27 protein-coding genes are annotated in these 24,410 nt (G+C 70.9%); 7 read left to right on the top strand and 20 right to left on the bottom strand.

Annotated features, from left to right (window positions below; genetic code table 11):
- The first annotated feature begins 38 nt into the window (after positions 1-38).
- The 5 genes from sucC (at position 39) to VEL82_07250 (ending at position 3,598) form a co-directional block, all read left to right on the top strand.
- Complete coding sequence (gene sucC, locus VEL82_07270) at positions 39-1,172, top strand: ADP-forming succinate--CoA ligase subunit beta (protein ID HXW67656.1); 1,134 nt, start codon at positions 39-41, stop codon at positions 1,170-1,172.
- A complete protein-coding gene (sucD, locus tag VEL82_07265) occupies positions 1,169-2,053 on the top strand; it encodes a succinate--CoA ligase subunit alpha (protein HXW67655.1) in 885 nt (294 codons plus the stop codon). The genes sucC and sucD overlap by 4 nt, the downstream gene beginning before the upstream one ends.
- The gene (locus tag VEL82_07260) at positions 2,050-2,277 is read left to right on the top strand and encodes a hypothetical protein (GenBank protein HXW67654.1); all 228 of its coding nucleotides are present in this window, start codon (positions 2,050-2,052) and stop codon (positions 2,275-2,277) included. The genes sucD and VEL82_07260 overlap by 4 nt, the downstream gene beginning before the upstream one ends.
- A 3-nt stretch (positions 2,278-2,280) precedes the next feature.
- The gene (locus tag VEL82_07255; protein ID HXW67653.1) at positions 2,281-2,943 is read left to right on the top strand and encodes a DUF998 domain-containing protein; all 663 of its coding nucleotides are present in this window, start codon (positions 2,281-2,283) and stop codon (positions 2,941-2,943) included.
- Positions 2,944-3,181: 238 nt separating this feature from the next.
- The gene (locus tag VEL82_07250; GenBank protein HXW67652.1) at positions 3,182-3,598 is read left to right on the top strand and encodes a hypothetical protein; all 417 of its coding nucleotides are present in this window, start codon (positions 3,182-3,184) and stop codon (positions 3,596-3,598) included.
- A gap of 6 nt (positions 3,599-3,604) precedes the next feature.
- Here VEL82_07250 and VEL82_07245 read toward each other — a convergent pair whose 3' ends face one another.
- From VEL82_07245 to ndhC, 18 genes are all read right to left on the bottom strand, one after another.
- Positions 3,605-4,351 carry an aquaporin gene (locus VEL82_07245; protein ID HXW67651.1) on the bottom strand — a complete coding sequence of 249 codons (747 nt, stop codon included), beginning with the start codon at positions 4,349-4,351 and terminating at the stop codon, positions 3,605-3,607.
- Positions 4,352-4,409: 58 nt separating this feature from the next.
- Positions 4,410-5,552, bottom strand: coding sequence for a DNA topoisomerase IV subunit A (locus VEL82_07240; GenBank protein HXW67650.1), 1,143 nt, complete (start codon positions 5,550-5,552; stop codon positions 4,410-4,412).
- Positions 5,512-7,530 carry a DNA topoisomerase VI subunit B gene (locus tag VEL82_07235; protein ID HXW67649.1) on the bottom strand — a complete coding sequence of 673 codons (2,019 nt, stop codon included), beginning with the start codon at positions 7,528-7,530 and terminating at the stop codon, positions 5,512-5,514. The genes VEL82_07240 and VEL82_07235 overlap by 41 nt, the downstream gene beginning before the upstream one ends.
- A 63-nt stretch (positions 7,531-7,593) precedes the next feature.
- On the bottom strand, positions 7,594-8,412 hold the full coding sequence (locus VEL82_07230) for a nitrilase-related carbon-nitrogen hydrolase (protein HXW67648.1): 819 nt from the start codon (positions 8,410-8,412) through the stop codon (positions 7,594-7,596).
- Entirely contained in the window at positions 8,412-8,849 is a 438-nt protein-coding gene (locus tag VEL82_07225) for a hypothetical protein (GenBank protein ID HXW67647.1), read from the bottom strand. The genes VEL82_07230 and VEL82_07225 overlap by 1 nt, the downstream gene beginning before the upstream one ends.
- Before the next feature lie 61 nt (positions 8,850-8,910).
- On the bottom strand, positions 8,911-9,966 hold the full coding sequence (locus tag VEL82_07220; GenBank protein ID HXW67646.1) for a polyprenyl synthetase family protein: 1,056 nt from the start codon (positions 9,964-9,966) through the stop codon (positions 8,911-8,913).
- Complete coding sequence (locus VEL82_07215; GenBank protein ID HXW67645.1) at positions 9,963-11,063, bottom strand: geranylgeranyl reductase family protein; 1,101 nt, start codon at positions 11,061-11,063, stop codon at positions 9,963-9,965. The genes VEL82_07220 and VEL82_07215 overlap by 4 nt, the downstream gene beginning before the upstream one ends.
- 4 nt (positions 11,064-11,067) lie before the next feature.
- A complete protein-coding gene (locus VEL82_07210) occupies positions 11,068-12,663 on the bottom strand; it encodes an NADH-quinone oxidoreductase subunit N (GenBank protein ID HXW67644.1) in 1,596 nt (531 codons plus the stop codon).
- 4 nt (positions 12,664-12,667) lie between these two features.
- Positions 12,668-14,143: an NADH-quinone oxidoreductase subunit M gene (locus VEL82_07205; GenBank protein HXW67643.1), complete on the bottom strand. Its 1,476-nt coding sequence runs from the start codon at positions 14,141-14,143 to the stop codon at positions 12,668-12,670.
- Entirely contained in the window at positions 14,144-16,099 is a 1,956-nt protein-coding gene (gene nuoL / locus VEL82_07200; protein ID HXW67642.1) for an NADH-quinone oxidoreductase subunit L, read from the bottom strand. It abuts the gene before it with no gap.
- A 48-nt stretch (positions 16,100-16,147) separates the two neighbouring features.
- Complete coding sequence (gene nuoK, locus VEL82_07195) at positions 16,148-16,468, bottom strand: NADH-quinone oxidoreductase subunit NuoK (GenBank protein ID HXW67641.1); 321 nt, start codon at positions 16,466-16,468, stop codon at positions 16,148-16,150.
- Positions 16,465-16,953 (bottom strand): NADH-quinone oxidoreductase subunit J, encoded by a 489-nt coding sequence (locus tag VEL82_07190; protein HXW67640.1) that lies wholly within the window; start codon positions 16,951-16,953, stop codon positions 16,465-16,467. Before VEL82_07190 ends, nuoK begins: the two co-directional genes overlap by 4 nt.
- Complete coding sequence (locus VEL82_07185; protein ID HXW67639.1) at positions 16,950-17,729, bottom strand: 4Fe-4S binding protein; 780 nt, start codon at positions 17,727-17,729, stop codon at positions 16,950-16,952. The genes VEL82_07190 and VEL82_07185 overlap by 4 nt, the downstream gene beginning before the upstream one ends.
- Before the next feature lie 10 nt (positions 17,730-17,739).
- The gene (locus tag VEL82_07180) at positions 17,740-18,870 is read right to left on the bottom strand and encodes a complex I subunit 1 family protein (GenBank protein ID HXW67638.1); all 1,131 of its coding nucleotides are present in this window, start codon (positions 18,868-18,870) and stop codon (positions 17,740-17,742) included.
- A 6-nt stretch (positions 18,871-18,876) separates the two neighbouring features.
- Entirely contained in the window at positions 18,877-20,013 is a 1,137-nt protein-coding gene (locus tag VEL82_07175; protein ID HXW67637.1) for an NADH-quinone oxidoreductase subunit D, read from the bottom strand.
- A gap of 1 nt (position 20,014) precedes the next feature.
- A complete protein-coding gene (locus VEL82_07170) occupies positions 20,015-20,401 on the bottom strand; it encodes an NADH-quinone oxidoreductase subunit C (GenBank protein ID HXW67636.1) in 387 nt (128 codons plus the stop codon).
- A 125-nt stretch (positions 20,402-20,526) separates the two neighbouring features.
- Positions 20,527-21,147, bottom strand: a complete 621-nt coding sequence (locus VEL82_07165; GenBank protein ID HXW67635.1) for an NADH-quinone oxidoreductase subunit B family protein — start codon at positions 21,145-21,147, stop codon at positions 20,527-20,529.
- A complete protein-coding gene (gene ndhC / locus VEL82_07160; GenBank protein HXW67634.1) occupies positions 21,144-21,509 on the bottom strand; it encodes an NADH-quinone oxidoreductase subunit A in 366 nt (121 codons plus the stop codon). The genes VEL82_07165 and ndhC overlap by 4 nt, the downstream gene beginning before the upstream one ends.
- Positions 21,510-21,647: 138 nt before the next feature.
- On the opposite strand from ndhC, the gene VEL82_07155 reads away from it, so the two are divergent.
- Positions 21,648-22,271 (top strand): GNAT family protein, encoded by a 624-nt coding sequence (locus VEL82_07155; protein HXW67633.1) that lies wholly within the window; start codon positions 21,648-21,650, stop codon positions 22,269-22,271.
- Here the strand turns inward: VEL82_07155 and VEL82_07150 are convergent.
- Positions 22,268-23,059, bottom strand: coding sequence for an enoyl-CoA hydratase-related protein (locus tag VEL82_07150; protein HXW67632.1), 792 nt, complete (start codon positions 23,057-23,059; stop codon positions 22,268-22,270). The two genes, VEL82_07155 and VEL82_07150, sit on opposite strands and share 4 nt — an antisense overlap.
- Positions 23,060-23,164: 105 nt before the next feature.
- On the opposite strand from VEL82_07150, the gene VEL82_07145 reads away from it, so the two are divergent.
- The gene (locus VEL82_07145; protein HXW67631.1) at positions 23,165-23,938 is read left to right on the top strand and encodes a glycosyltransferase family 2 protein; all 774 of its coding nucleotides are present in this window, start codon (positions 23,165-23,167) and stop codon (positions 23,936-23,938) included.
- On the opposite strand, the gene VEL82_07140 is transcribed toward VEL82_07145, so the two are convergent.
- Positions 23,935-24,165: a hypothetical protein gene (locus VEL82_07140; protein HXW67630.1), complete on the bottom strand. Its 231-nt coding sequence runs from the start codon at positions 24,163-24,165 to the stop codon at positions 23,935-23,937. The genes VEL82_07145 and VEL82_07140 overlap by 4 nt on opposite strands.
- Positions 24,166-24,410: the final 245 nt, after the last annotated feature.

Genomic DNA, 24,410 nt, shown 5'->3' with positions numbered 1-24,410 from the left:
ATTATCGGCCCCGCATCGGCGCGCCGGAGCATCGGAGGATGGTCAAGCTCGCGGAGTGGCGAGGTAAGCGTCTCTTCCGGAACTACGGGATCGCGCTGCCCCGCGGCGAGGTCGCCCGCTCCGCCGAAGAGGCGGAGTCGCTGATCCGCCGCGGGGCCGTCCCGCTCCCCTGCGTGATCAAGGCGCAGGTGCTCGCCGGGGGCCGCGGCAAGGGCGGTGCGGTGAGGTTCGCGTCCACGCCCGAGGAGGCGCGGAACGCCGCGGCCGCCATCCTCGGCCTCGAGTTCAAGGGCGAGAAGGTCCGCGAGCTCCTCCTGGAGGAGAAGCTCGCGATCGGCAAGGAACTCTACCTCTCGATCACGCTGGATCGCTCACTGCGCGTTCCGATCGTCATCGCGAGCCCGCAGGGAGGCGTCGAGATCGAGTCGGTCGACGACGCGGCGATCGACCGGACCCCCGTCGACCCGTTCCCCGGGCTCGCCGCCTACGAGCGCCGGAAGATCGCTCGGTCGCTCGGGCTGTCGGGAGGTCCGGCGACGGTCCTCGACGCGCTGCTCTCGTCGCTGTGGCGGCTCTTCGTCGCGGAGGACGCGGAGCTCGTCGAGATCAATCCGCTCGCGGTCGTGGGGGAGGGACTCGTCGCGCTGGACGCGAAGGTGGTCATCGAGGACGACGCGGCGTTCCGCCATCCGGAGTACGCCGAGATCCGCGACGATCGGACGCCGCTCGAGGAGATCGCCCGCGAGAAGGAGATAGCGTTCGTACAGCTCGACGGCAACATCGGCGTGATCGCGAACGGTGCCGGTCTCACGATGGCGACCCTCGACGTGCTGAAGGAGTTCGGGGGCGAGCCCGGGGTCTTCCTCGACCTCGGGGGAACCGACGACCCCAAGAAGGTCACCGAGGCGTTCCTGCTGATGGCCCGGGCGCGGCCCAAGGCCGTCTTCCTCAACATCTTCGGCGGCGTCACGCGGTGCGACACGGTCGCGAACGGCCTGGTGGCCGCCATGCAGCAGGTACCGCCCGCGGACCGGTTCCCGCTCGTCGCGCGGATCCGCGGGAACAACGAGACCGAGGGCATCGAGATCCTGCGACGCAGCGGCATCACGTCGATCCCGAGCCTCAAGGAGTCCGCGCAGGCCGCGGTGGCGGCCGCGCGGGGGTCTGCATGACCGTCCTCGTCGACGCGAACACCCGGGTCGTGGTCCAGGGCATCACCGGCCACCAGGGCACCGTCCACACGCGGCAGATGAAGCTGTTCGGGACGGCCGTCGTCGCGGGGGTCACTCCGGGCAAGGCCGGCGCGGCGGTCGAGGGCGTCCCAGTGTTCGACTCGGTGGCGGACGCCGTTCGGGAGACGCACGCGAACGCCTCCTGCATCTTCGTGCCGGCGCCCTTCGCCAAGGATGCCCTGCTCGAGGCGGTCGACGCGGGCCTCCGACTCGCGGTGATCGTCACCGAGCACATCCCGTTCCACGATATGCTCGTGATGTACCACTACGCGCGCGCGAGGGGCGCGCGCATCATCGGGCCCAACTGCCCGGGGATCGCGGCCCCCGGTGCCTCCAAGGTCGGGATCATTCCCAACGTCGTCTTCCGTCCGGGCCGGGTCGGCGTGATCTCAAGGAGCGGGACCCTCACCTACGAGATCGTGAACGGGATCACCGAGCACGGGCTCGGCCAGTCGACCTGCATCGGCCTCGGCGGCGACCCGGTCGTCGGGACGTCGTTCGTCGACGCGCTCCCCCTGTTCCAGGCGGATCCCGAGACGGACCTCATCGTGATGGTCGGCGAGATCGGCGGCACCGCCGAGGAAGACGCCGCCGAGTACCTCCGCCACCACGTCACGAAGCCCGTGGTCGCCTACATCGCCGGGCGCAGCGCCCCGCCGGGCAAGCGGATGGGCCACGCCGGCGCGATCATCTCGCGCGGGCGCGGAACCGCGGCGACCAAGGTCGCCGCGCTCGAGGCCTCGGGGGCCCATGTGGCCCGCTTTCCCTACGAGATCCCCGAGATCGTCCAGGGGATCGCCGAGCGCTCGGGGCGCCGATGAGCGATCGGGAGGGCGGGCCCGACCCCGAGGCCGCCGCCGCGGAGCCGTGCCTGGTGCCGGGCTGCGGCGCGCCGTCCGTCCGCCGGCTCGCGCTCACGGAGGCGCGCAAGGCGTTCGCTCAGCTGCCCGAGCGAGGCCGGCGCGCCCCGCTCTGCCGCGACCACTACCGGGAGTGGAAGAAGACGACGAAGGCGGCCCGCCGGCTCGACCGGCTCGGCCGGTGAGCCGTGGCGGCGACGACGGTCCCGCTCTCCGCGCGCCGCGCCTTCGCCCTCGTCGCGCTGCTGGTCGCGGTCTACGCCGTGCTGGACATCGTCGTCCAGCTCTTGCCGCCGCACTACAGCGCGATCCAGGACGCCGAGAGCGATCTCGCGGTCGGCCCGTACGGCTGGATCATGACGATCAACTTCGTCGTGCGCGGCGCGCTCTCGCTGCTGTTCCTCTGGGCATTCTACCGCACGGTGCGTCCGGAGGGCCGGGGGTGGGGGGAGTACCGGGGAGGCGCGGTCGCGCTGGCGATCTGGGGGGTCGGGGCGATCCTCCTCGCGATCTTCCCGACGGACGTGCCGGCGACGCCGATCTCCTGGCACGGAGCGATCCACCTCGTCGTCGCGCTCCTCGCGTTCCTCGGCGGCGCGATCGGCGTCTACCTATTGTCCTCGCACTTTGCGTCCTCCCCCGTCCTGCGTCCGGCCCAGGGGTGGGCCACCCTGCTCGCGCTGTTGGTGATCGTGTTCGTCGTCGGCGAACTCGCCCTCGGGGTGTTCACGCCGCGGGTGAGCGCGGTCGCCGGCGGCCTGCTGGAACGGCTGTTCCTCGGCAGCGTGCTGCTGTGGATCCTGCTCGTCGCGCTCTTCCTCGCCCGAGAGCCCGGGCGCGCGACCGCCTAGCGACCGCCGCGCCTACTGCTGTCGCATCTTCTGGGCCCGCATGCGCCGTCGCATGCGCTTCTTGCGCCACTTCCAGCGCATGTGACCGCGCTTCTTCCAGACCCGCGACGAGCGTTTCATCCGAGAGCGTCCGAACCGGCGCGGGTACGGTCCGCGGTTTATAACGCTGCCCCGGCAAACGGCGGCGCGCCACGCGCGCGTCTCGCCCGCTTATGTACGCCGGGCCGCTCGGCGCGTCGTGCTCGACGCGGCCGACCTGGAGGTCAACGTCCTCGAGTTCCGCCAGCGCTCCTTCCAGTTCGAGCGGCTCGCGCCGGTCGACGGGGAGGAGGTCGCGCTGTTCTCGCGGACCGAGACCGAGTCCGAGAGCCAGTTCCGGCCGCGCCTCGTCCACCTCAAGCTCCTCGTCCCCCTTTCCTGGATCGTCCTCGACGAGCCCCACGAGGTCCTCGCGATCGCGCGCGACGGCGCGACCGTGCCGGTCCGGCTCAGCGAGCCCGTGGTGGAGGTCGGGGCCGAACGCGCCGAGTTCTCCGAGCAGGGGATCGCCTGGCGCCGGGTCGCGGGCCCGTCGGGCTCGCTCGTCTACGCTCCCCGCGAGCTCGCGGACCGTCTCCTCGCTCCCGCGGCCTTCGGGGCGTTCGGGATCGCCTAGCGCGGACTACCCGCCGCGGCCGGAGTAGTAGCGGTCGATCAGGGCCGCGAGCACGCCGCCCACGATCGGCGCGACCCAGAACAACCAGTCCTGCTGGATCGCCCAGCGGTCGCCGGGCCACATCGCCGACAGGAGCGCGGGCGCGAAGCTGCGGGCGGGGTTGACCGAGGCGCCGTCGATCGGGATCGCGACCAGGTTGGTCATGATCAGCGTGAGGCCGATCCCGACCGGGGCGAGGTTCTTCGAGAAGTTCTCGCGCTGGGTCGAGCGCAGGATCACGAGGACCAGGAACAGCGTGAGGACGACCTCGAGCAGGAAGACCGAGCCCACCGCGACGCCGTAGGGCGCGCCGTTCCCGCGGTAGCCCTGCGAGGCGAGCGCCGCCGACTGGGCCGCCGACCACAGCGGCGCCGAGCCGTAGGCGACGCCCGCGATCACGCCGACGGCGAGCAGGCCGCCCGCGAGCTGGGCCACGATGTACGGGACCACGTCGCCGGCCTTGGTCCGCCCGCTGACCCACATCGCGACCGTGACCGCGGGGTTGAGGTGGGCGCCCGAGACGTCGCCGAAGGCGTAGACCATGCCGATCACGCCGAGCCCGAGCGCGAGGCTGATCAGCAGCACGCGCGCGTCGGCCGAGTAGAAACCGGCGTCGACGTTGAGCGAGAGCAGGGCCGCTCCGGTGACCGACAGGAGCAGGCCGAACGTCCCGACGAACTCGGCCACGTAGCGCTGGGCGCGGGTCCACATCATCGCGGCCGCACCCAACCGGGGGGCCTTAAGGCTGCCGGACGGCGCCCGCGCGGGGGGCCTACAGGATCCCCATCTCGGTGAGCTTCTCGGGCAGGTAGTGGTCCGTCACGTAGTTGAGGCCGTACTTCGCGAGCGACTGCTGCTCGGCCTTCTTGCCGTTCTTGAGCATCAGCTCGATCTCCGAGCGCCACTCGGCCGTCGAGAAGCGCGGGTCGGTCCGCTCGGCCTCGAGCGCGCGGACGTCCTGCTCGCTGAGCCGGTCGGAGGGGAGGTCGTAGTTCTCGATGTCGCTCGCCGTGACGCCGAGGAACTCGGCGCTCGGGGTCGCGAGGTAGTTCGACAGGTGCGCCGTCTTGATCGCGCCGTACGCGACGCTCGCGTAGATGCGGAACGACCAGGGGTCGCCGTCGGTGAAGACCACGACGGGCAGGTGGAGCTCCTCGGTGATCCGGCGCAGGAACCGGCGGGTCGAGCGCGCCGGCTGGCCCTTGAGGTGGAGGAGGATCGCGTCCCGCTGCTCGTCGAAGTCGTTCTCGGCGAGGCGATCGACCATGCCGCCGCACTCGATCGCGATCACGAACTTCGCGTTCGTGCCGACGAACTCGATCTTCTCCTTCTCGACGTTGAACGGCAGCGAGTAGCCGCCGTCGCCGACGTCGTCGCGGCAGTTGATCGTCTTGACCACGCCCTTGCGGTTGCGCTCCTTGATCGTGAGGTCGCCGATCACGCTCGCCCCGTTCTCCTCCGGGTGCAGTCGGAAGTCCTCGCGCAGGCGCGTGCACATCACCTCGAGGTCCTCGATCAGGAGGTTCGACTCGTCCTCGCTGTGGAACTTCGCATCCTCCCACGCCTCGCTGATGTAGTAGAGCTCCCGCAGGGTCGAGGTCTTGCGGTCCCGGGCCATCTCGTTGATGAAGTCGACGAGGTAGAACGTGCGCAGCAGCATCAGCGCGCCGTCGAGCTTGCGCGCGCTGCGGGTGCCCATCGCCTTCCCGAGCCGCCAGACGCCCTCGCGCGACTGGAAGGCGAGGTTCTGCTTCGTGCGCAGCGGCAGGCGCATCCGCGGGATCTCGCCCGAGGCGAGCTGGCCGTAGATCTGCTCGGCGAGGCCGAGGGTCGGCGCGAGCGCGTCGGCCCGGATCGCGGGCAGGTCCGCCTCGTCAGTCGTCGTCGCTGCGCCCTTCGCCCGCTTCCGCGGCATCGTAGTCCACCTCCCCGTCCCCGTTCCCCGCCGCGCCCTCGGCGGCCGCCGCCTCGGCCGCCTCGACGATCGTGCGCGGCAGCCGGACGTCCCAGTCCCCGGGCAGCGGATCCGCCCCGAGGAGGTGGGCCTCGTCGATCCCGGCGACGTACCAGTCGAGGTCGGTCGCCTCGAGGTCGGTGGTGGGGGGGAACGTGAGGGCGAGGCGGGTCCGGCCGTTCGGGGCGAGCTTCTCGAGCGTCCACCACGCGCGGCCGAGCGCCGGCTCGGTGCCGTCGGGCGCTGGCGCGAAGCCGGCGAGCGCGAACGCCTCCGGCGGGACCTCGACGAACAGCTCGAGGATGCGGGCGCGGGGCGTGTAGTTGGTCACCTCGAGCTCGAGGCGCACGGCGTCGGGCGAGCGCGCGACGCGCGGCTCCAGGTTCACGACGTCCATGATCCGCGTGATCACCGGAGTGAGGTCGGGCGTCGGCCGACCGAGAAGGTGGCTCGTCTTCTCCGCGAGCTTGGGCAGGATGCGCTGGATGATCGCGAACTTCTCGCCGGCGAAGTCGCGCCGGCTCCGCCGGGACAGGTGGGTGCGCAGGTGGCGGGCGGCGACCTGCAGGGCGAGCGTCAGCTCCCGGTCGATCTCGGGGTCCTCGGCGACCGCCTCCTTCGCCTCGCTGGTGAACGGGACCTTCGTCGAGGCGAGGTGGACGAGGATCACCGCCGGGCCGACCGGCAGACCCGCCCCGCCCTTCTGCTCGAGGCCATAGCGCCGCCAGTCCATGCTCGCGATCGCGCTCGTGATCGCGCAGGCGCCCTGCTGGAAGAGCAACGGCACCCGGTTCGCGAACCGCAGGATCTGGACCGGCTGGTCGGCCGCCAGCCCGCCGCCGAAGACGAGGCCGACCTCGACCAGGAACGGGAAGCCGGCGTGGACCTTGGGCGGGCGGCTCACCGGCGGCGCGAAGAACTCGGGCTTGAGCTCGCCGAGCACGTTCTTGAGGCCGCGCTTGATCAGGAGCGATCCGATCGGCGACAGGCAGTCGGACGACGGGGCCACGAGCGGCGCCGCGTGCAGCGCGGCGAGCAGGCGCTCCTGCGCCTCGCCCTGGATGGACGCCGGGGCGACGCGCGCCGCCACGCCCGAGCGCGCGAGGACCTCCTTCGCCGCGCGCGGGCTCACCCCGGCGAGGTCCTTCGCGAGGAACTCGCCGAGGCTCGGACGCCGGCTCGCCTTGAGCAGGTAGCCGAGCTCGCCGAGCTCGAGGCCGTAGGGATGGGGCAGCGTCTCCTTCGCGAGCGGCGGCAGCTCCTGAGCGGCCCGCTCGAAGGTGACGCGGGCGCCGTCCGGCTCGACGAGGACGAGCCGGGCGTGGGGGTTCACGATGGCGGTGCCGCGCAGGTACTCGTAGGGCGACTGGCGGCCGCGCTGGTAGCGGGCCTTGAGGACGAGCTCCACGCGGGTCCCGTGCGGGCGGTCCCAGAGCACGAGGTCCTCGGCGGCGATCCGCGGCTGGTTCTTCTGGGTGTCGATGAACAGATCGAGGACGTGCGCCGCCTCCTCCTCCTCCACCTTGGAGACGATGTGGGCCGGGCGCGCGGTCGTCAGGTTCGCGTAGAGGACCGCCGCCGAGATCCCGATCCCCTGCTGGCCGCGGGCCTGCCGGTTGGAGTGGAAGCGCGAGCCGTAGAGGAGACGGGCGAAGACGTTGGGGATCTCCCGGCGCAGGATCCCGGGCCCGTTGTCCGTGACCGCGACCCGGAGCCGGTCCTCGCCCTCCTTCGCGATCTCGACCACGACCTCGGGCAGGAGGCGCGCCTCGTCGCCCACGTCGATCGCGTTGTCGACCGCTTCTTTCACGGTCGTGAGGAGCGCGCGCTGGGGATTGTCGAAGCCGAGGATCTGGCGGTTCCGCTCGAAGAACTCGGCGACGGAGATCTCCCGCTGCTTCGCGGCAAGCTGCTGGGCGATCGAGGCCGACGGCGCCACCGAGCGTTCTGCGGGTGCCGCAGCGCTATAAGGCCGACGTTCGAGTCGATGGGTGCGACCCCCCTAGGCCGACGGGGACGCGGCCGGACGGGTCGCGACGTCGCGCAGCACGGGCCGGAACGGCCGCCAGCGGGCCGACTCGGCGAGGTCGATCTCGGCGCGGGTCAGTGACTCGTCCGGCCCGAGCGCGACGCCGTCGACCGGCGCGCGGGCGATCGGTTCGCCGCGGGCGTCCCAAGCGCCGGACTCCCCGGCGAAGACGAGGCCGTCCTCGACCCCGACGCGGTTCACGAAGACGACCGGCACCGCGTTCTCGATCGCGCGGGCCGGCAGCAGGCGCTGGAACAGTCGGCCGCTGGTCACCGGCGAGGCGGACAGGACGACCAGGAGCTCGGCCCCGGCGAGCGCGAGGCCGCGCGACACCTCCGGGAAGAAGACGTCGTAGCAGATCTCGAGACCGACGGAGTGGGCCGCGAGGGGCATCGGCTCGCTCGCGTCGGTCGGGGTGAACTGGGCCCCTTCCTCGAACGGGCCGAACGTCGGCAGGTAGCGCTTGACCTGGACGTGGACGTCGCCGTCGGGCCGCACCGCGATCGCGGCGTTGTGGACCTCGCCGGCCCGCGCGGGCGAGGCGAACGGCGCCCCGACGACGAGCGTCGCCCGGGAGTCGTGCGCGATGGCGCGCAGGGCGGCCGCGCTCGCGTCCCCATCGCGCAGGGCGAGCCGATGGACGCGGTCGCCGATGCGGTAGCCCGAGAGGAACAGCTCCGGGAAGACCAGGAGATCGGCCGGGGTCGCGGCGGCGGCGACCGCGCGCACCCGATCCAGGTTCGAGGCGAGGTCGCCGGGCCGCGGGGCGAGCTCGGCGAGGACGACCCGCATCAGTAGAAGTATCGGCGCACCGAGATAAGGTAGACGAAGACGACGACGAGGACGAGCAGGAGCACGTTGATCGAGCCCGTGAAGAACAGGTAGGCCGTCGTCGCGAAGACGAGCACGACCGTCGTCCACAGGGCCCAGGTCTCCTGGCGCCAGAGCGAGGTCGCGATCCCGAGCAGCGCCGCGCCGAAGATCACGATGATCAGCGCGCCCCAGACGTCGATCGACGAGACCAGCACGAGCGACGCGGGAACGAACGGGCCGAGGTAGGCGCCGAGGAGGTAGAGCAGGCCGGCCAGGACCAGGACGAGCCCCAGCAGCGCGATCAGGACGCTGATCACCGCGACGCCGAGGGGGCGGCGCGGCACCACCGGGGTCGGTTCCCACGGCGGCGGCAGATGGTCGAAGGCGACCGGTTCGGAGGAGGACGCGGGGCTCATCGGTCGCGCGGTGGGGGCATCGAGCCGCGCGGTCGGTCTTGTAGCTTTCGTTCGACGGGCGCTAGAAGCGCCGCTCCGCCGCGCCCCGGGCGAGCAGCTCGAGCAGCTGGTGGTGCGGCCCCGGTGGCACGGGCTCGAGGGCGCGGACCGCCCGGTCGGCCCACTCGCGCGCCGCGAGCGCGACCGCGGGCGCCGCCTCGGCCAGGTCGCAGAGCTCGCGCAGCCGGAGCAGGTGCTTCGTGCGCTTGCGGCGGAGCTGGAAGAGCCCCTCGAACTCGGCCTGGTGGCGGGGGTCGAGGCGCGCGAACGCCTCCAGGCTCACGAGCGTCGGATTCCCCTCCCGGAGGTCGGTGTAGAGCGGCTTGCCGAGCAGGTCGGCGTCGCCGTAGACGTCGAGCAGGTCGTCCCGGATCTGGAAGGCGATGCCGAGCGCGCGGCCGTAGCTCGCGAGCGCGTCGGTCACCGGTGCGGCGGCCGCCTCGATCTCGCCGACCGAGGCGAGCGCCGCGGCGATGATCGCCGCCGTCTTGCGCTCGACGATGCGGAAGTAGTGCTCGCGGCCGGCCGAGAGGTCGAACCGGGACGACTCCTGGAGGACCTCCCCCTCGACCAGGTCGGCGCAGGCCTCGCCACAGCGCAGGATGATCGAGCGGGGGTACTCGGCCGCCAGCTCGAACGCCCGCACGAACAGGTAGTCGCCCGAGACGATCGCGAGCGGCACCCCGAAGGCGCGCGGCATCGACGGGCGCCCGCGCCGGGTCTCGGCGTGGTCGATGACGTCGTCGTGGACGAGCGTGGCCGTGTGGATCAGCTGGAAGGCCGCCGCGAGCGATTGGACCCGGCCGGTCGAGCTCGCCCCGAGGGCGCGCGCGGCGACCGCCATCAGGAGCGGGCGGACCCGCTTTCCGCCGGTCGCGCAGGCGTAGCGCGCGGCCTCCGTGAGCTGGGCGTACGTCGAGCCGAGCACCTCGTTCAGGCGCCAGTCGATGTCGGCCAGATCGCGCGCGAGCGCCGGGATCAGCTCGGCGACCTGTCCGAGCGCCTCGGCGCCGAACGTCTCGGTGACGAGCGCCTCGAGCGACGGCTCGAGCGGCTCCCGGGCCGCCGATGGGCTCACGATCGGCCTCCGAGTCGCCCCGGCCAGCGCAGCCGCATCATCGCATCGAGACCCGAGGAGCCGATAAAGCGCATGCCCAGGGCGAGCAGGGGATCGGGCCGGGCGAACCGCTCGCCGAGGCGCTCGATCCGCGCCGCGCGCGCGAGCGGCGCGTAGAGGGCGGTCCGCCACGCGGTGTCGTACTCGGCGAGCGGACGGCCCTCCCGGGCGAAGCGCGCCGCCGCGCGGCCCGCGAGCCAGCCGCTGAGCATGGCCGTCGGGATGCCGGCGCCGTTCGTGGACATGACGAGGTTCGCGGCGTCCCCGGCGAACAGCGCCCGACCGCGCACGAGACTCTCGGGCGGCGGCCCGATCGGGACCCACCAGTGCGTCCGCTCCCGGACCGGCCCGATCCCCTCCCGCGCGACGAACGCGTCGAGCAGGCCGTCCAGGGATCGGCCGGGCGACAGCGCGCTCACCCCGAGGCCGACGTTCAGGTCGTGCGCCCGCGGGAACGACCAGGCGTAGCCGCCGGGCGCGGCGCGGCCGAAGTGCAGATCGATGCCGTCGGAGAGCGGGCCGTCGCTGGTCGCCGTGACCATCCGGAACATCTCGCGGGCTGGGGAAAAGCCGAGCGCGCGGCCGATCGTGGAGAGCGGCCCGTCGGCCGCGACGACCGCGCCCGCCTGCACCGACGCGCCGCTCGCGAGGCGAAGCGTGTCGCCCCGCAGCCCTACGACGCCGGCGGGAAAGCGCAGTTGGGCGCCGGCCCCCTCGGCGCGGAAGGCGAGCGCCTTGTCGAAGGCCCGGCGCGAGAGCGTCATGCCCGCGAGCGGGAAGCGGAAGCGATGGCCGTAGGGCGACACGCAGGTCATCCAGCGCGTCGAGCGCAGGACCGTTCCCGGCGGGATCTCGTAGGCGTCCGCGATCAGTTCCCGCGCGCCGAACAGGTCGAGCAGCTCCTGGGGCGCCGGGACGAACTCGCCGCACTGGACCGGGTGACCGAGCTCGGGGCGGCGGTCCAGGACGAGCGTCGTCGCGCCCGCCTCGGCCGCCGCGCGCGCCGCGAGCGCGCCGGCCGGACCGGCCCCGACCACGACGACGTCGAACCGCTCCATGCCCTCACGCCCCCACCTGGACGAAGTGCGCCGCCGCGCTCTGGATCGCCCCGATCACCGGCTGCGGGTAGACGCCGAAGAGGACGATCAGCGCGGCGATCAGGCCGATCGAGGCGGCCCGGCCGTAGCCGAGGCCCCCCAGCGGCAGTATCGGCGGTCCGCTCGCGCCTTCGACCGCGCCGAGCGCGGCCGCCGGCGCGGCAGCCGCGTCGAAGAACATCACCTTCAGCACGCGCGCGTAGTAGAAGACGCTCAGCGCGCTGTTGAGCAGGCCCGCGACCGCGAGCCACAGGAACCAGCCCTTGGCCTCGACCGCGGCGCTGAACAGGATGAACTTGGAGACGAAGCCGACGGTGAGGGGGACGCCGGCGAGGCTCAGCAGCATGAGCCCGAAGGAGACGCCGAGCAGCGGTCGGCGAGCGCCGATCCCCCGCCAGTCCTCGATCAGCGGGCCGACCCCGAGCGCGGCGACCGCGCCGACCACGAGGAAGGCGCCGGTCTTCATCAGCACGTGGGCGAACACCTGGAGGGTCGCCCCGGCGAGCGCCGGCGCGGTGCCGATCGTGATGCCGATCAGCATGTAGCCGGCCTGGCTGATCGAGGAGTAGGCGAGCATCCGCTTCATCTCCTTCTGCAGGAGCGCGAGGACGTTGCCGAGGGTCATCGTGAGGACGGCGAGCACCCCGAGCGTCACCTGGACGCTGGGACCGAGCGCGACCGCGCCCCCGAAGAGACCGTAGCTGCTGCCGCTGCCCGCCTCGACCACGAGCACCGGGCCGAGGAAGACGAGGAAGAAGGCGAAGATCCCGATCTTCTTGGTCCCGCCGGCGAGGAAGGCGCTCACGTCGTTCGGCGCGCCGTCGTACACGTCGACGGCCCAGGCGTGGAACGGCACCAGCGTGACCTTGAATCCGAGGCCGGCGACGAGGAACGCGTAGCCGAGCAGCACCAGCGTCGGGTCGCCGACCGCGGAGCCCGCGGCGCGGATCAGATAGAGGTTCGTCGTGCCGTAGGCGCCGAAGAGCAGCGAGGCGCCGAAGAAGCTGAGCACGCTCGAGAGCGCGCCGATGATGAAGAACTTCATCGCGGCCTCCAGGCCGCGCACGTCCCGGCGGGTGTAGCCGGCGAGCAGGTAGCTCGGGATGCTGACGACCTCGATCGCGAGGAGGAGGAAGATGAGGTCGCTCGCCACGGCGACGAGCAGCATCCCGAGCGTGGCGAGCAGCAGCAGGCCGAAGAAGATCGGCGCGCCGCGCTCGCCCGAGGGGCGGCTCAGCGAGGCGAGCGCGACCAGGAGCGCCGCGAGGAGGAAGATCGCCTGGAAGATCAGGCCGAAGGAGGTGAACGCGTAGAGCGGGGCGCTGCCGACCGCGGGCGCCGCGTCGATCTGGCCCGCACCGATCGTCGCGAGCGCGCCGAGCGGGAAGGCGCCGAGGTCCGCGAGGACCAGCACGAGCGCGACGGCCGTCGCGCCGAGCGCGATCGCGCCCACGAGCTCCACGCGGCGGCGTCCCAGCACGTCGAGCAGGAAGACGAGGAGCGCCCCGGCGAGCAGGACGAGCTCGGGGAGGAACGGGGCGGCGAAGCCGAGGACGTTCACGCGATCACGTCCCGGGGAAGCCCTTCACCGGCGAGTTCACGATCACGTTCACGAGCAGGCCCGGCAGGATGCCGAACAGGACGGTCATCGCGACCAGGATGCCCATCGCGGCCCCCTCGTACCACGGTAGCGGATGGGACTCGACCGGGAGCCCGCGCGGGGGCCCGAAGAGCATGCGCTGCATCATCCACAGGTAGAACGCCGCGGTCACCACGAGGACGGCGAGCGGGATCAGCACCCAGTAGCCGAGCCCGTTGTACGTCGCCAAGAAGGCGGTGAACTCCGCCGGGAAGCCGATGAGCGCGGGGAGGCCCAGCGACGCGAGCGCGCCGGCCATGATCATCGTGGCGAGCGCCGGGCCGCTCGGCGTGATGCCGCCGAGGCTCTGGAGGTCCCGCGTGCCGTACTGGTGGTGCACGCTCCCGCTCGTCATGAACAGGAGCGCCGAGACGATCCCGTGCGCGAACATCAGCAGCACCGCGGCGAGGAGGCCGAGCGACGAGTCGAGGGCGATCGCGAGGAGCACGATGCCCATGTGGTTGATCGAGGAGAACGCAACGAGACGTTTGAGGTCCCGCTGCGCGAGCGCGACCAGCGAGCCCCAGAGGATCGAGACGAACGCGATCAGGAACAACAGCGGCTGCAGGGAGTGCACGGCCGAGGGCAGCACCTCGACCGCCCAGCGGATCAGCCCGTATCCGCCGAGCTTGAGCAAGAGGCCGGCGAGCAGCACCGAGCCTCCGGTCGGCGCCTCGACGTGCGCGTCGGGCAGCCAGGTGTGGAACGGGACGACCGGGAACTTGACGGAAAAGCCGAAGAAGAGGGCGAGGAACAGGAAGGTTTGGGTGACCGGCGCGAGCGACCGGGCCGCGGCGTAGACGCTCGAGAAGTCGAAGCTCGTCGCGCCGGAGTAGAAGGCGAGCGCCAGCAGCCCGACGAGCATCACGATCGACGCCACGTGGGTGTAGACGAAGAACTTCAGCGCCGCGTAGCGCCGGTTCGGCCCCCCCCAGTAACCGATGATGAAGAACATCGGCACGAGGACCGCTTCCCAGAACAGGAAGAACAGCAGGATGTCGAGCGCGACGAAGACGCCGAAGGAGCCGAGGCAGGTGAGCAGGACGAGCCCGAACCAGGCGCCCGGGCGACGTGACTCGCCCCAGGAGTAGACGACCGTGACGATCTGGAGGATCGCGGTCAGGAGGATCAGGACGAGCGAGATGCCGTCGACGCCGACCGAGTAGTTGATCGTGAGCCACGACAGGTGGATCCAGGTGTAGGTCTCGGTGTCGGAGAAGCCCGGCACCAGCGCGCTCGAGTAGCCCGGCCAGCCCGGATAGCCGAGGAACAAGAAGGCGACCTCGGCCAGGAACACGGCGGAGGTAGCGAGCGCCACCCAGCGGGCGCGCGTGCCCGCCGCGAAGGTGGCGAGCGTCCCCACGACGAGCGTGGCGAGGATGAGGCTGATCAGCGGCACCATCTAGGCGCCTCCGACCCGCGCGAGCAGGTACGGCCCGACGATGAGCAGCAGCACGAACACCGCGAGCAGGCCCGCGACGACGTAGGCCGCGTAGTCGCTGACGACCCCGGACTGCAGGCGGCGCAGCCGGTCGCTCGCGGCGGCGAACATCCGCTCGAGGCCCCGCACCGTGCCGTCGATCACGAACCGGTCGAAGAAGTCGGCCGCCCGCGCGGCCGAGTAGACGAGCCGCAGGCCGATCGCGTCGTAGGCGGCCTTGAAGTAGTAGCGGTTGAGGAGCAGCCGGCGGGCCGACTGCAGCGGGCTCGTCTCGCTCAGCACGAAGACGCGCCCGTTGCCCCACATCGACCAGGCGAGCAGGATCCCGCCCGCGCCGAGGGCGACGCTGATCCCCGAGAGGGTGAGGTCCGCGGGTCCGAGCGCGGGCGGGATGCCGGGGGCGCCGGTGACGAACAGCGCGTCGAAGCCGGGCACGAAGACGAACAGGCCGCCGACGACCGCGAAGGCCGAGAGCACGAGGAGCGGCACCCGCATCACCCAGGGCGCCTCGTGCGCCTCGGGGAGGCCCGGGTCCCGCCGCGCGGACCCGGAGAAGGCGAGGAACCAGGCCCGGAAGATGTAGTAGGCGGTCAGGAACACGGTGGCGAACGCGAGCAGGAAGAACGGCCAGTAGTCCGGATGCGCACCCAGCGTCCCGTAGACCGAACCGAGGATGTCGTCCTTGCTCCAGAAGCCCGCGAACGGGGGGATGCCGGCGAGGGCGAGCCCGCCGATCGCGAAGGCGATCGCGGTGAGCCGCATCGGCTTCTTCAGGCCGCCCATCCGGAACAGGTCCTGCGTGCCGACCGCGTGGATGACCGAGCCGGCGGCGAGGAACAGCAGGGCCTTGAAGAACGCGTGCGTGAACAGATGGTAGAGGCCGACCATGGCGAAGCCGGCGCCGACGGCGAGCACCATGTAGCCGAGCTGGCTGATCGTCGAGTAGGCGATCACCCGCTTGATGTCCGGATGGACGAGCGCCATCGTCGCCGCGAAGAACGTGGTGAAGCCGCCGACCGCGACGATGACGAGCTGGTCGGTCGCCGTGAACCCGATGAACACGCTGGTGACCGCGAGCAGGTAGACACCGGCGGCGACCATCGTCGCGGCGTGGATCAGCGCCGAGACCGTCGTCGGGCCCTCCATCGCGTCCGGCAGCCAGACGTGCAGTGGGAACTGCGCGCTCTTGCCCGCGGCCCCGCCGAGGATCAAGAGGCCGGCGATCGTGAGGATCGTCGGGTTCGCCCCGGTGACGGCGGGCAGGAACGGGGCGCTCCCGTTCGCGAAGACGAAGCCGTTCGCGGCCCAGCCCCCGTTCGGCCCGACCTGGCCCAGCGTCGCGAAGTAGAGGAAGATCCCGGCGAGGAACAGGATGTCGCCGACGCGCGTGACCAGGAACGCCTCCTTCGCGGCGCTCGCCGCGCTGGGCTTCTCATAGTAGAAGCCGATGAGGAAGTAGGAGCAGACCCCCACGAGCTCCCAGAACAGGAAGAACTCGAGCAGGTTGTTGGCGAGCACGAGCCCGCTCATCGACGCGAGGAACAGCGACAGCTCCGCGTAGTAGCGGGGCAGGCCGCGGTCGTGGTGCATGTACCCGATCGAGTACAGCAGCACGAGGAAGCCGACGACCGTCACGACGACGAGCATCAGCGAGCTCAGCGGGTCGACGAGGGTCCCCATCACGAGCGAGAAGCCGTGCGGGAACAGGCCCGGGGACGGCGGGAGGTGCAGCCAGGTGAACTGGACGTTCGCGTACGTCCCCGGGTTCAGCATCTCGCCGAGGGCGATCAGCACCCCGAGGACCATCGCGGCCCCCGCGAAGGCGACGGCGAGCCAGCCGCCCCATTCCAGGCGGGCGAGGCGCGGGCCGGCGAGCCCGACGGTGACGAACCCGGCGACCGAGAAGAGCGGGACCAGGAACGCCCAGTCGAACAGCGCGCTGAGTCCGACCGTCGCGCCTCCCCCCTACAGCCTGAGATCGGTCGCCTGGGCGACGTTGATGGTTCCCTTGAGCCGGTTGAGCGCGAGGACGATCGCGAGGCCGACCGCGACCTCGGTCGCCGCGAAGCCGACGAGCACGACCGCGATCGCCTGGCCGTTGAGGCCGCTCGTCCCGGACGCGGGGAACGCCGCGAAGTACACGAAGTTCAGGATCGCGGCGTTCATCGCGATCTCGACCGCGATCAGGAGCAGGATGAAGTTGCGGCGCGTCAGGATGCCGAAGAGGCCGATGCCGAGCAGGGCCGCGGAGAGGCCCAGGAAGCCGGTGAGCGCGAGGTCGGTCAATCGCGCCCCTCCCGGACGAGATAGATCGCCCCGCTCACGCCCGAGAGCATGATCAGCCCGAGCAGGATGAGCCAGGCGCCGTTCGGCCCGAACAGGTTGACGCTCAGCGCGCTCGGATCGTAGGTCTGGATCGCGAGCTCGTTCTGGGGGAGCTGGCCGACCGCGCTCACGAGGAAGATGAACGTCACGAGGGCGAGGGCGAGCGGGACGGGGCCGATCCCCGTCGCGGCCTCGCGCGAGAAGATCCGCTTGCGCGTGAGCATGATCCCGAACAGCAGCAGGACCGTGACCGCGCCGGCGTAGACGCCGAGCTGGAGCACGCCGAGGAACGGCGCCTCGAGCAGAAAGTAGATCGCCGACAGGTCCACGAAGAAGATCGCGATCCACAGGATCGTGTGGACGAGCTCGCGGACGAGGAGCGCGAGCAACGCCGTGACGATGGCGACGAGCGCCAGCGCGAGGAACGCGAGTTCCTCGAGGCTCACTTCCGCGTCCCCCAGAAGAGGCAGTCCTTGGGGCACACGCTGATGCACGTGCCGCAGCGGACGCAGTCCGAGTCGTTCACGACGGGCTCCTTCCAGATCCGCTTCGGGAGCTTCTCCCCGGGCTTCGCCTCCGGTCGGGGGATGTCGAGCATCGTGATGCACTGCGTCGGGCAATCGCGCGAGCAGGCGTTGCAGCCGATGCAGAGCGGCGGGTCGAGGAGGATCGCGTCCTCGTTCTCGGGCCGCTCCAGCCGGATCGGGTTCATCGGGAGCTTGTGCTGGAAGACGGCGTACAGCTTCTCGGGCGAGTAGACCATCTCCGAGCGCTTCGGCGTCGCGAGCTCGTAGCGCGTCGTCATGGTGAGGCACCCTTCGGGGCAGGCGTCGGAGCAGAAGCCGCAGTAGCTGCACTTGCCGTAGTCGATCTCCGGGCACTTCTTCGGGTGCTTCGGATCGCCACCGGGGACGCTCACCATCTCGATGCACAGGTCCGGGCAGGAGAACGCGCAGAGGTTGCAGCTGATGCAGGTAGCGATGTTCAGCGCGTGGACCCCGCGGTAGTTGTCCCAGACGTGGCCCACGCCGAGCGGCTTACCGGCCGCGACCCTCACCTCGTCGCGGAACTGGGGGTCCTCGAGCCGCTCGAACGGGTAGAGGATCGTCGAGGGACGCCGCAGGCTCTTTGCGAACTGCCGGGCCGCGGTCGCCATCGGGCGGGCGACGAACAGCACGGGGTTCTCGTCGGGCTTCTCCTTGGCGGTGATCGGAGCTGCCATCGACCCCTCCTCACATCCCCATCGAGGGGACGCAACCGAGCACCGGTACGCACTTCACGGTGACGAGGACCGCCGCGAGGAACACCGCGAGCAGGCTGAGCGGGATCATGCGGTTCCATCCGACCCGCAGGAGCTGGTCGGTCCGCACGCGGGGGAGCGCCGCGCGGACCCAGACGAACAGGCCGAAGACGAGGTAGGTCTTCACCATGAACCACACGATCCCGGCCAAGGGGAAGGAGGTCGCCGCGCTCGGGACCCACGAGGGCAACGTCCAGCCGCCGAGGAACAGGAGCACGACCAGGATGCTGCCGACCAGCGCCCGCAGGTAGTCGGCGAGCATGAAGAAGGCGAACAGCATCCCGCCGTACTCCGTGTTCCAGCCCTCGACCAGCTCGGCCTCCGCTTCCGGCAGGTCGAAGGGGATCCGCTCCATCTCGGCCAGCATCCCGGCGACGAAGACGACCAGCGCGACGACGAGCGGTCCCCAGAACCAGTAGTTCTGCTGCTCGTAGACGATCGTCGTGAGGTTGAAGCTCCCGGCGACGATCACGACCGCGACGACCGCGAGGAGGATCGGGACCTCGTAGGCGATCATCTGGGCGGCGGAGCGCATCCCGCCCATCAGCGAGTACTTGTTGTTGCTCGACCAGGCGCTGATGAAGATGAAGAGCGGGGCGAACGAGAAGATCGCGAGCGCGAGGAGGAGGGTGAGCGGGAGCGGCCCCGAATTCCAGCCGGTCGAGATGGGAAGGATCCCAAAGATGACGAGGCTCGTGACCAGATAGGCGTACGGGCCGCTGTAGAATCCGAGCGAGTCGGCCGCGCGCGGTTGGAACGTGTTCTTCCGGAACAGTTTGAGCCCGTCGGCGAAGTTCTGGAGCAACCCGGCGTACCCCACGTGCATCGCCCCGCGCCGGTCCATGAACCGGCCCAGGAGCTTGCGCTCGAACCAGATCAGTACGATCGTGTTCAGCATGCTCGCCGCGAGGAGGATGGCGGCGAAGATCAGGACCGAAAGACCGACGATCACGTCGGCGTTCGTGATCACGGCGCGGACCGGGCCCGGGAGGATCGAGCCGAGGCCGTTCAGGAGGACGCTCGAGAGGTCGAAGGAGACCGAGTAGAGAGTGACCACGGCCATGGGGGCTTACCGATCGACCTCCCCCACGCAGACGTCGACGCTGCCCATGATCGGCGGGATATCGGCGACGTGGTATCCCACGAGGTACTGTCGCGCCGCGCTGATGTTCGCGAAGACCGGGGATCGGAACTTCACCCGGTACGGGTGCTCGCCGCCCTCGTTGACGACGTACGCCAGCGCCTCCCCGTGCGGTTCCTCGACCGCGGAGAAGCCGACCCCCTTGGGGTAGCTGCGCTTGAGGAGGTACCCCTCGTTGCCGATCGGCGCGTACGGCGCCCCGAGCCAGCGCGGCAGGTGCTCGGCGATGACCGGTCCGGGGTTTCGCTCGAGCCAGTCCATGACCTGGCGCAGGATGCGCACCGACTGGCGCATCTCCTCCATCCGGACGAGGTAGCGCGCGGTGACGTCCGCGCCGTCCGCGACCGCGACGTCGAACTCGAGCCGGTCGTAGGCCGAGTACGGCCGGTCCTTGCGCAGGTCGCGCTTGAGGCCCGCGGCGCGCAGCATCGGGCCGGTGACCCCGTGGCGGACGCAGTCGGCCGCCTTCAGGATCCCCAGGTCATCGCACCGCTCGCGAAAGATGGTCGAGCCGACGCACAGCTGGTCGTACTCCTCGAAGCGGGCGGGCAGCCAGTTCAGCACCTCGCGGGCCTGCTCGATGAACCCGGGCGGGAGGTCGTTGCGCACGCCGCCGACCCGCATGTACTCGTACGTCATCCGGGCGCCGGTGTACGCCTGGAAGAGGTCGAGGACGAGGTCGCGGTCCCGCATCCCGTAGAGGAACGGGCTCATCAGCCCCAGGTCCTGGACGAACGCCGCGTACCACATGAGGTGCGAGCCGATCCGCTGGAACTCGTCGCACATCACGCGCAGGTACTCGGCCCGCTCGGGCGGGTCGACGTGGAGCGCCTCTTCCGCCCCGAGGATGTAGAGGTGCTCCCAGGAGAACCCGGCGACGTAGCAGCACCGGTCCATGAGCGTGATCACCTCGTTGTAGTGCCGGTCCTCGCTGATCTTCTCGATGCCGCGGTGGAGGTACCCCATCTCCGGGTCGACGTCGAGAATCATCTCGCCGTCGATCTTCACGCGCAGGTTCCACAGCCCGTGCGTCATGGGGTGCTGCGGCCCCATGTTGATCCACATCTCAGACACGGCGCTGCTTGACCTCCAGCTCCTCGGGCTCGTGGAGCTTGAACGAGCGGAGCAACGGATGGAACGTGTACCCGTCAGGCATCAGCAGGTGGCGGAGGTCGGGGTGATGGTCGAAAGCGATGTCGACCATCTCCCAGGTCTCGCGCTCGTGCCAGTTCGCGCTCGGCCAGACGGCCGAAGCGCTCTCAATGTGGGCGGATTCGGCGGGCAGGTCGGCGGAGAGCAGGAGGTACTGACGGGCGTCGTCGGACCAGGCGACGTAGAACACCTCGCGGTGGTCGACCCAGTCGATCCCGCCGACCGTGGAGAGGTGACCGAAGTGGAGGTCGTCCCGAACCGCGCGGAAGAGGTCGAGCGCGGCCTCGGGGCGGAATCGCACCCGCCCGGCGGTCCCGGGGAACGGTTCGATGCCCAGGATGCGGTCCCCGAGCTTGGGGACGAGTTCCCGGGAGAGGTCCTCCGGCTGCGTTGCCCTCCCTCCTCGCGCAGTCGGCGGGCGTCCGCCTACTCCTTCCGCTCCCGGATCAGTTCCTCGAGCTTCAGGATCCCGTCGAGCATCGCCTCAGGGCGGGGCGGGCAGCCGGCGATGTACACGTCCACGGGGACGAGCTTGTCGACGCCGGGGACGACCGAGTAGGCCGTCCGGAACGGCCCGCCGCCGGTCGCGCAGTTGCCCATCGCGATCACCCACTTGGGCTCGGGCATCTGCTCGTAGAGCGTGACGAGCTTGTGCGCGACCTTCCAGGTGACCGTCCCGTTCACGATCATGAGGTCGCATTGCCGGGGCGAGGAGCGCGGGACGATCCCGAAACGCTCGGCGTCCCACCGCGCCCCGAACGCCGCCGCGAACTCGATCGCGCAGCAGGCGAGCCCCCAGTGCAGGGGGAAGAGCGAGTTCCGCCCCGCCCAGTTGAACACGGGGCGGATCACCTTCGCGTGGCCCTGCTCGGCGATGAGGGAGGTCAGCGCCTCGCGCGCGGCGGGAACGAACTCCTTCGCCCGGAGCGTCTCGATCTCGATGAACGGCACCGCGGGCTGGCCGACGACCGGAAGTTCCCCGGAGAGCCGGAGGTCGTCGGGAGCCGCGGGCTTGCCGGACAGCACCTGCGTGGGAGGGGTCGTCAAATCACCCACTTCTTCTCCCCGCTCAACGCGTAGTAGATGCCGGTGATCGCGAGGGCGGTGAACCCGACCGCGATAAAGACAGGATACCAGGCGGAGTTCGCGCCGCGGAACGTCAGCGCCCAGAGGGCGAGGATGAACCCGAGCACGTCGACCGCGACGAAGACGATCGCGAACGTGTAATGCTGGGTCGGAAAATCGATCTGGGCCTCCCCCTCGGCCTCCTCGCCGCACTCGTAGGTCGTGAGTTGGAGGTACGACTGACGCCGCTTGGCTCCTAGCTGACGGTTCGCGAGGATCGATCCGCTGCCGAACGCGGCAGCGACGACAACGAAAACCAGGAACGTCGTGGTGCCCGCTTCCACCGAATCCTCCTGCCGCTCGCCGGTGACACCTCTGAGGACCGCTTGACGTTATTTAACCTCGACCGGCGCCGAACTCCGGCCGGTCGGTTTTCCGACGTTCGTTGGCGTTAAGGTGCCGCTCCGGCTGGTTCGCGCGGGATGGACGCATCGAGCTTTCGAACGCCGCTCACGCTGAGGGGGCGCTACACCGAGCTCAGCCCGCTCGCCGCGTCCGACCGGGATGCGCTGTTCGCCGCCTCGCGCGACCCCGAAGTGTTCCGCTACCTGCGCACGGGTCCCGTGGAAAACCCGTCCGAGCTCGACGTGATCATCTCGGGACTACTCGCGGCGCAAGCCGCCGGCACCGACCTCCCGTTCACCACCCGCCTCCTGCCGGACCGCCGGCCGATCGGCATGACCCGCTTCCTCCGGATCGACCGCGCCGACGAGTCGGTCGAGGTCGGGGGCACCTGGCTCGCTCGGGAGTTCTGGCGGACCCCGGTCAACACCGAAACGAAGCTGCTCCTGCTGCGCCACGCGTTCGAGGTCGAGCACGCGCATCGCGTGCAGCTCCAGACGGACCTGAGGAACGAGCGCTCCCAACGCGCGATCGCTCGACTGGGCGCCCAGCGCGAAGGCGTGCTCCGGGAGGACGTCCGGCTACCTGACGGATACCGACGATCGTCGGTGTACTTCAGCATCCTTGCGCCCGAATGGCCGGCGGTGCGTGATCGATTGACCCGTGCGCTCGAGCGTCCCTGGGGTGGGTCCGAAGCCCCCTAGGGACTCGGGAATCGCGGTGGTCGCTTCTCCCGGAACGCACGAATCCCTTCGGGGAGCTCCGGCCCTTCCGCCGCCTCGACCGCTCCCCGTCGCTCGAGCATCATCTGGCTCTCCAGGCTCTCGCTGAACGCCGCGGTCATGAGACGCTTCATCCACCCGTAGGCGAACGTCGGCCCGTTCGCGAGCTCCTCGGCGCGCGCCCATGCGCGGCCCTCGAGCTCGGCGCTGGGCACCACCTCGTGGACCAACCCCAGCTCCCGGGCCCGGGCGGCCGGGATCTTCGCGTTCGAGAAGAGGATCTCCTGGGCGAGTCCGATCCCGAGGAAGTGGGGAAGGAAGTACGTGAGCCCGCCGTCCGGGACCGCTCCCAGCCCGGGAAACGCGGGCACGAGCACGGCCTCCTCGGACGCGATGCGCCAGTCGGCCGCCAGCGCGAGGGAGAACCCTCCTCCCGCCGCGACCCCGGGGAGCGACGCGAGAACGGGCTTGCGCATCCCCACGATCTCCCGGACCGCGAGCTCCTGGCCGGCGGTCAGGTCGTGGAAGAGGAGCGGGAGCGTACCCTTCTGGCGGTGCTCCTCCATCGTTGCGACATCGCCGCCGGCGGAGAACGCGCGCCCCTCGCCGGTGAGGATGACGGCTCGGACCGCCCGGTCGAGCGCCGCCGCTTGCAGTTCGGAGCGGAATCGAACGAAGGTCGGCACGTCGATCGCGTTCAGCCGGTCCGGTCGGTCGATCCGGATCTCGAGCACGGCGCCCCGTCGCGCGGTACGGACCGTCTCCGCCATGGTCGAGGGCGGCGGAGCTCGTCGGGCCGCTTATAGCTGCCGCGCGCGAGCGGGCGCGAAGGCGTAAACGCCCGGGCTCCCTCGACGGGCCCGGGAAGTCGATCGATGCCGGCCCCCTCCGAGACGCTCCCGCCGGTGGACGTGCTCATGGCGACCTTCAACTCCGCCCGGGACCTGGACGAGTGTCTCACGGAGGCGCGCGCGCGGCTGCCGGTCGCCCGACTCATCGTCGTCGACCGCAACAGCACGGACGCGACGGTCGACATCGCCCGGCGGCACGGCGCCGAGGTACGGTTCGAGGAGGTTGGGCTCGGCTACGCGCGCTCGCTCGCTCTCTCGCTCGCCACGACGGAGAACGTCCTGTTCCTCGACAGCGACGTGATCCTGCGCCGCGCGGATTTCTACGAGCGCGCGCTCGGCGCGTTGCGGTCGCCCCGCGTCGCGGCGGTGGTGGGGTGCGGCGTCGGGCATCGCTTCCTCTACGGGCTTCCGCTGGGGCTCACCCTCCTCCGCCGCGCGTGGGCCCGGGGAGTCGCGATCGCCCCCACCGCGCAGGGGGCGGAGACGTACTACCTGCGGCGAGCTCTCCGCGCGCAGCATCTGAGGGTCGCCTACGTGCCGGACGCGATGGAGCACCGGTCGATCTACCGGGTACGGAACTGGCCCGAATGGCAGGGAGCGCAGCTCCGGCGTGCGGCGGGGTGGAGCCCCTACGAGCTCACGAACGCGCTCGCGGTCGTCCTCCTGATCGCGCTCAACACCCGTCGGCCCCGGAGCGTGCTCCTCGCCCCGGCGGTCTTCGGAAAACTGCTGCGCGGATACCTCGCACCGGATCGGTGGGGGACCATGGACCGCCGCGTGACCCGGCCGATCCCCTAGGGGCGGTCCGGCGGGGTCGCGTGCTCCGCGGCGAGCGCGCGGGCGATCGCGGGGATCTCGTAGTCCAGGTCCTCCACGACCCGGTCGCCGAGCGGCCGTCGCTCGAGCACGACGCCCGAACTCGATAGGAGGAAGAGATACGAGCGGTCCTTGAGGTCGACGCCGAGGCAGAGTCCGTGGTCCGAGAGGAGGTACTTGATCGCCCAGCGTTCGGACACGACCTTCATGGCGTCGGCGCGGGAGGGCCCCCTACGGATTCGGGGACGGGGACGCGTCGGGGTTCGGTCGGCGGCGGCGGGCGTCCGTTGGGGGCGCTCCCGGCGCGGGCGCGGTCCCCGGGGGCGTGGCGGGCTGATGCACGGGGGCGCTCGAGGTCGGAGGCGGAGCGATATCGTCCGCGGCCGGTAGGTCGGGGCCCGGGCCCGCCTTGCTCGATTTGCCGCCGAACGGTCCCACGATCGAGGTCGACTCG

The sequence above is a fragment of the Thermoplasmata archaeon genome, assembly GCA_035622275.1.
Lineage (GTDB): Archaea > Thermoplasmatota > Thermoplasmata > Lutacidiplasmatales > UBA184 > Lutacidiplasma.
Note: the sequence above shows the minus strand (reverse complement) of the source record. Positions and strands in the feature narration are given on the sequence as shown.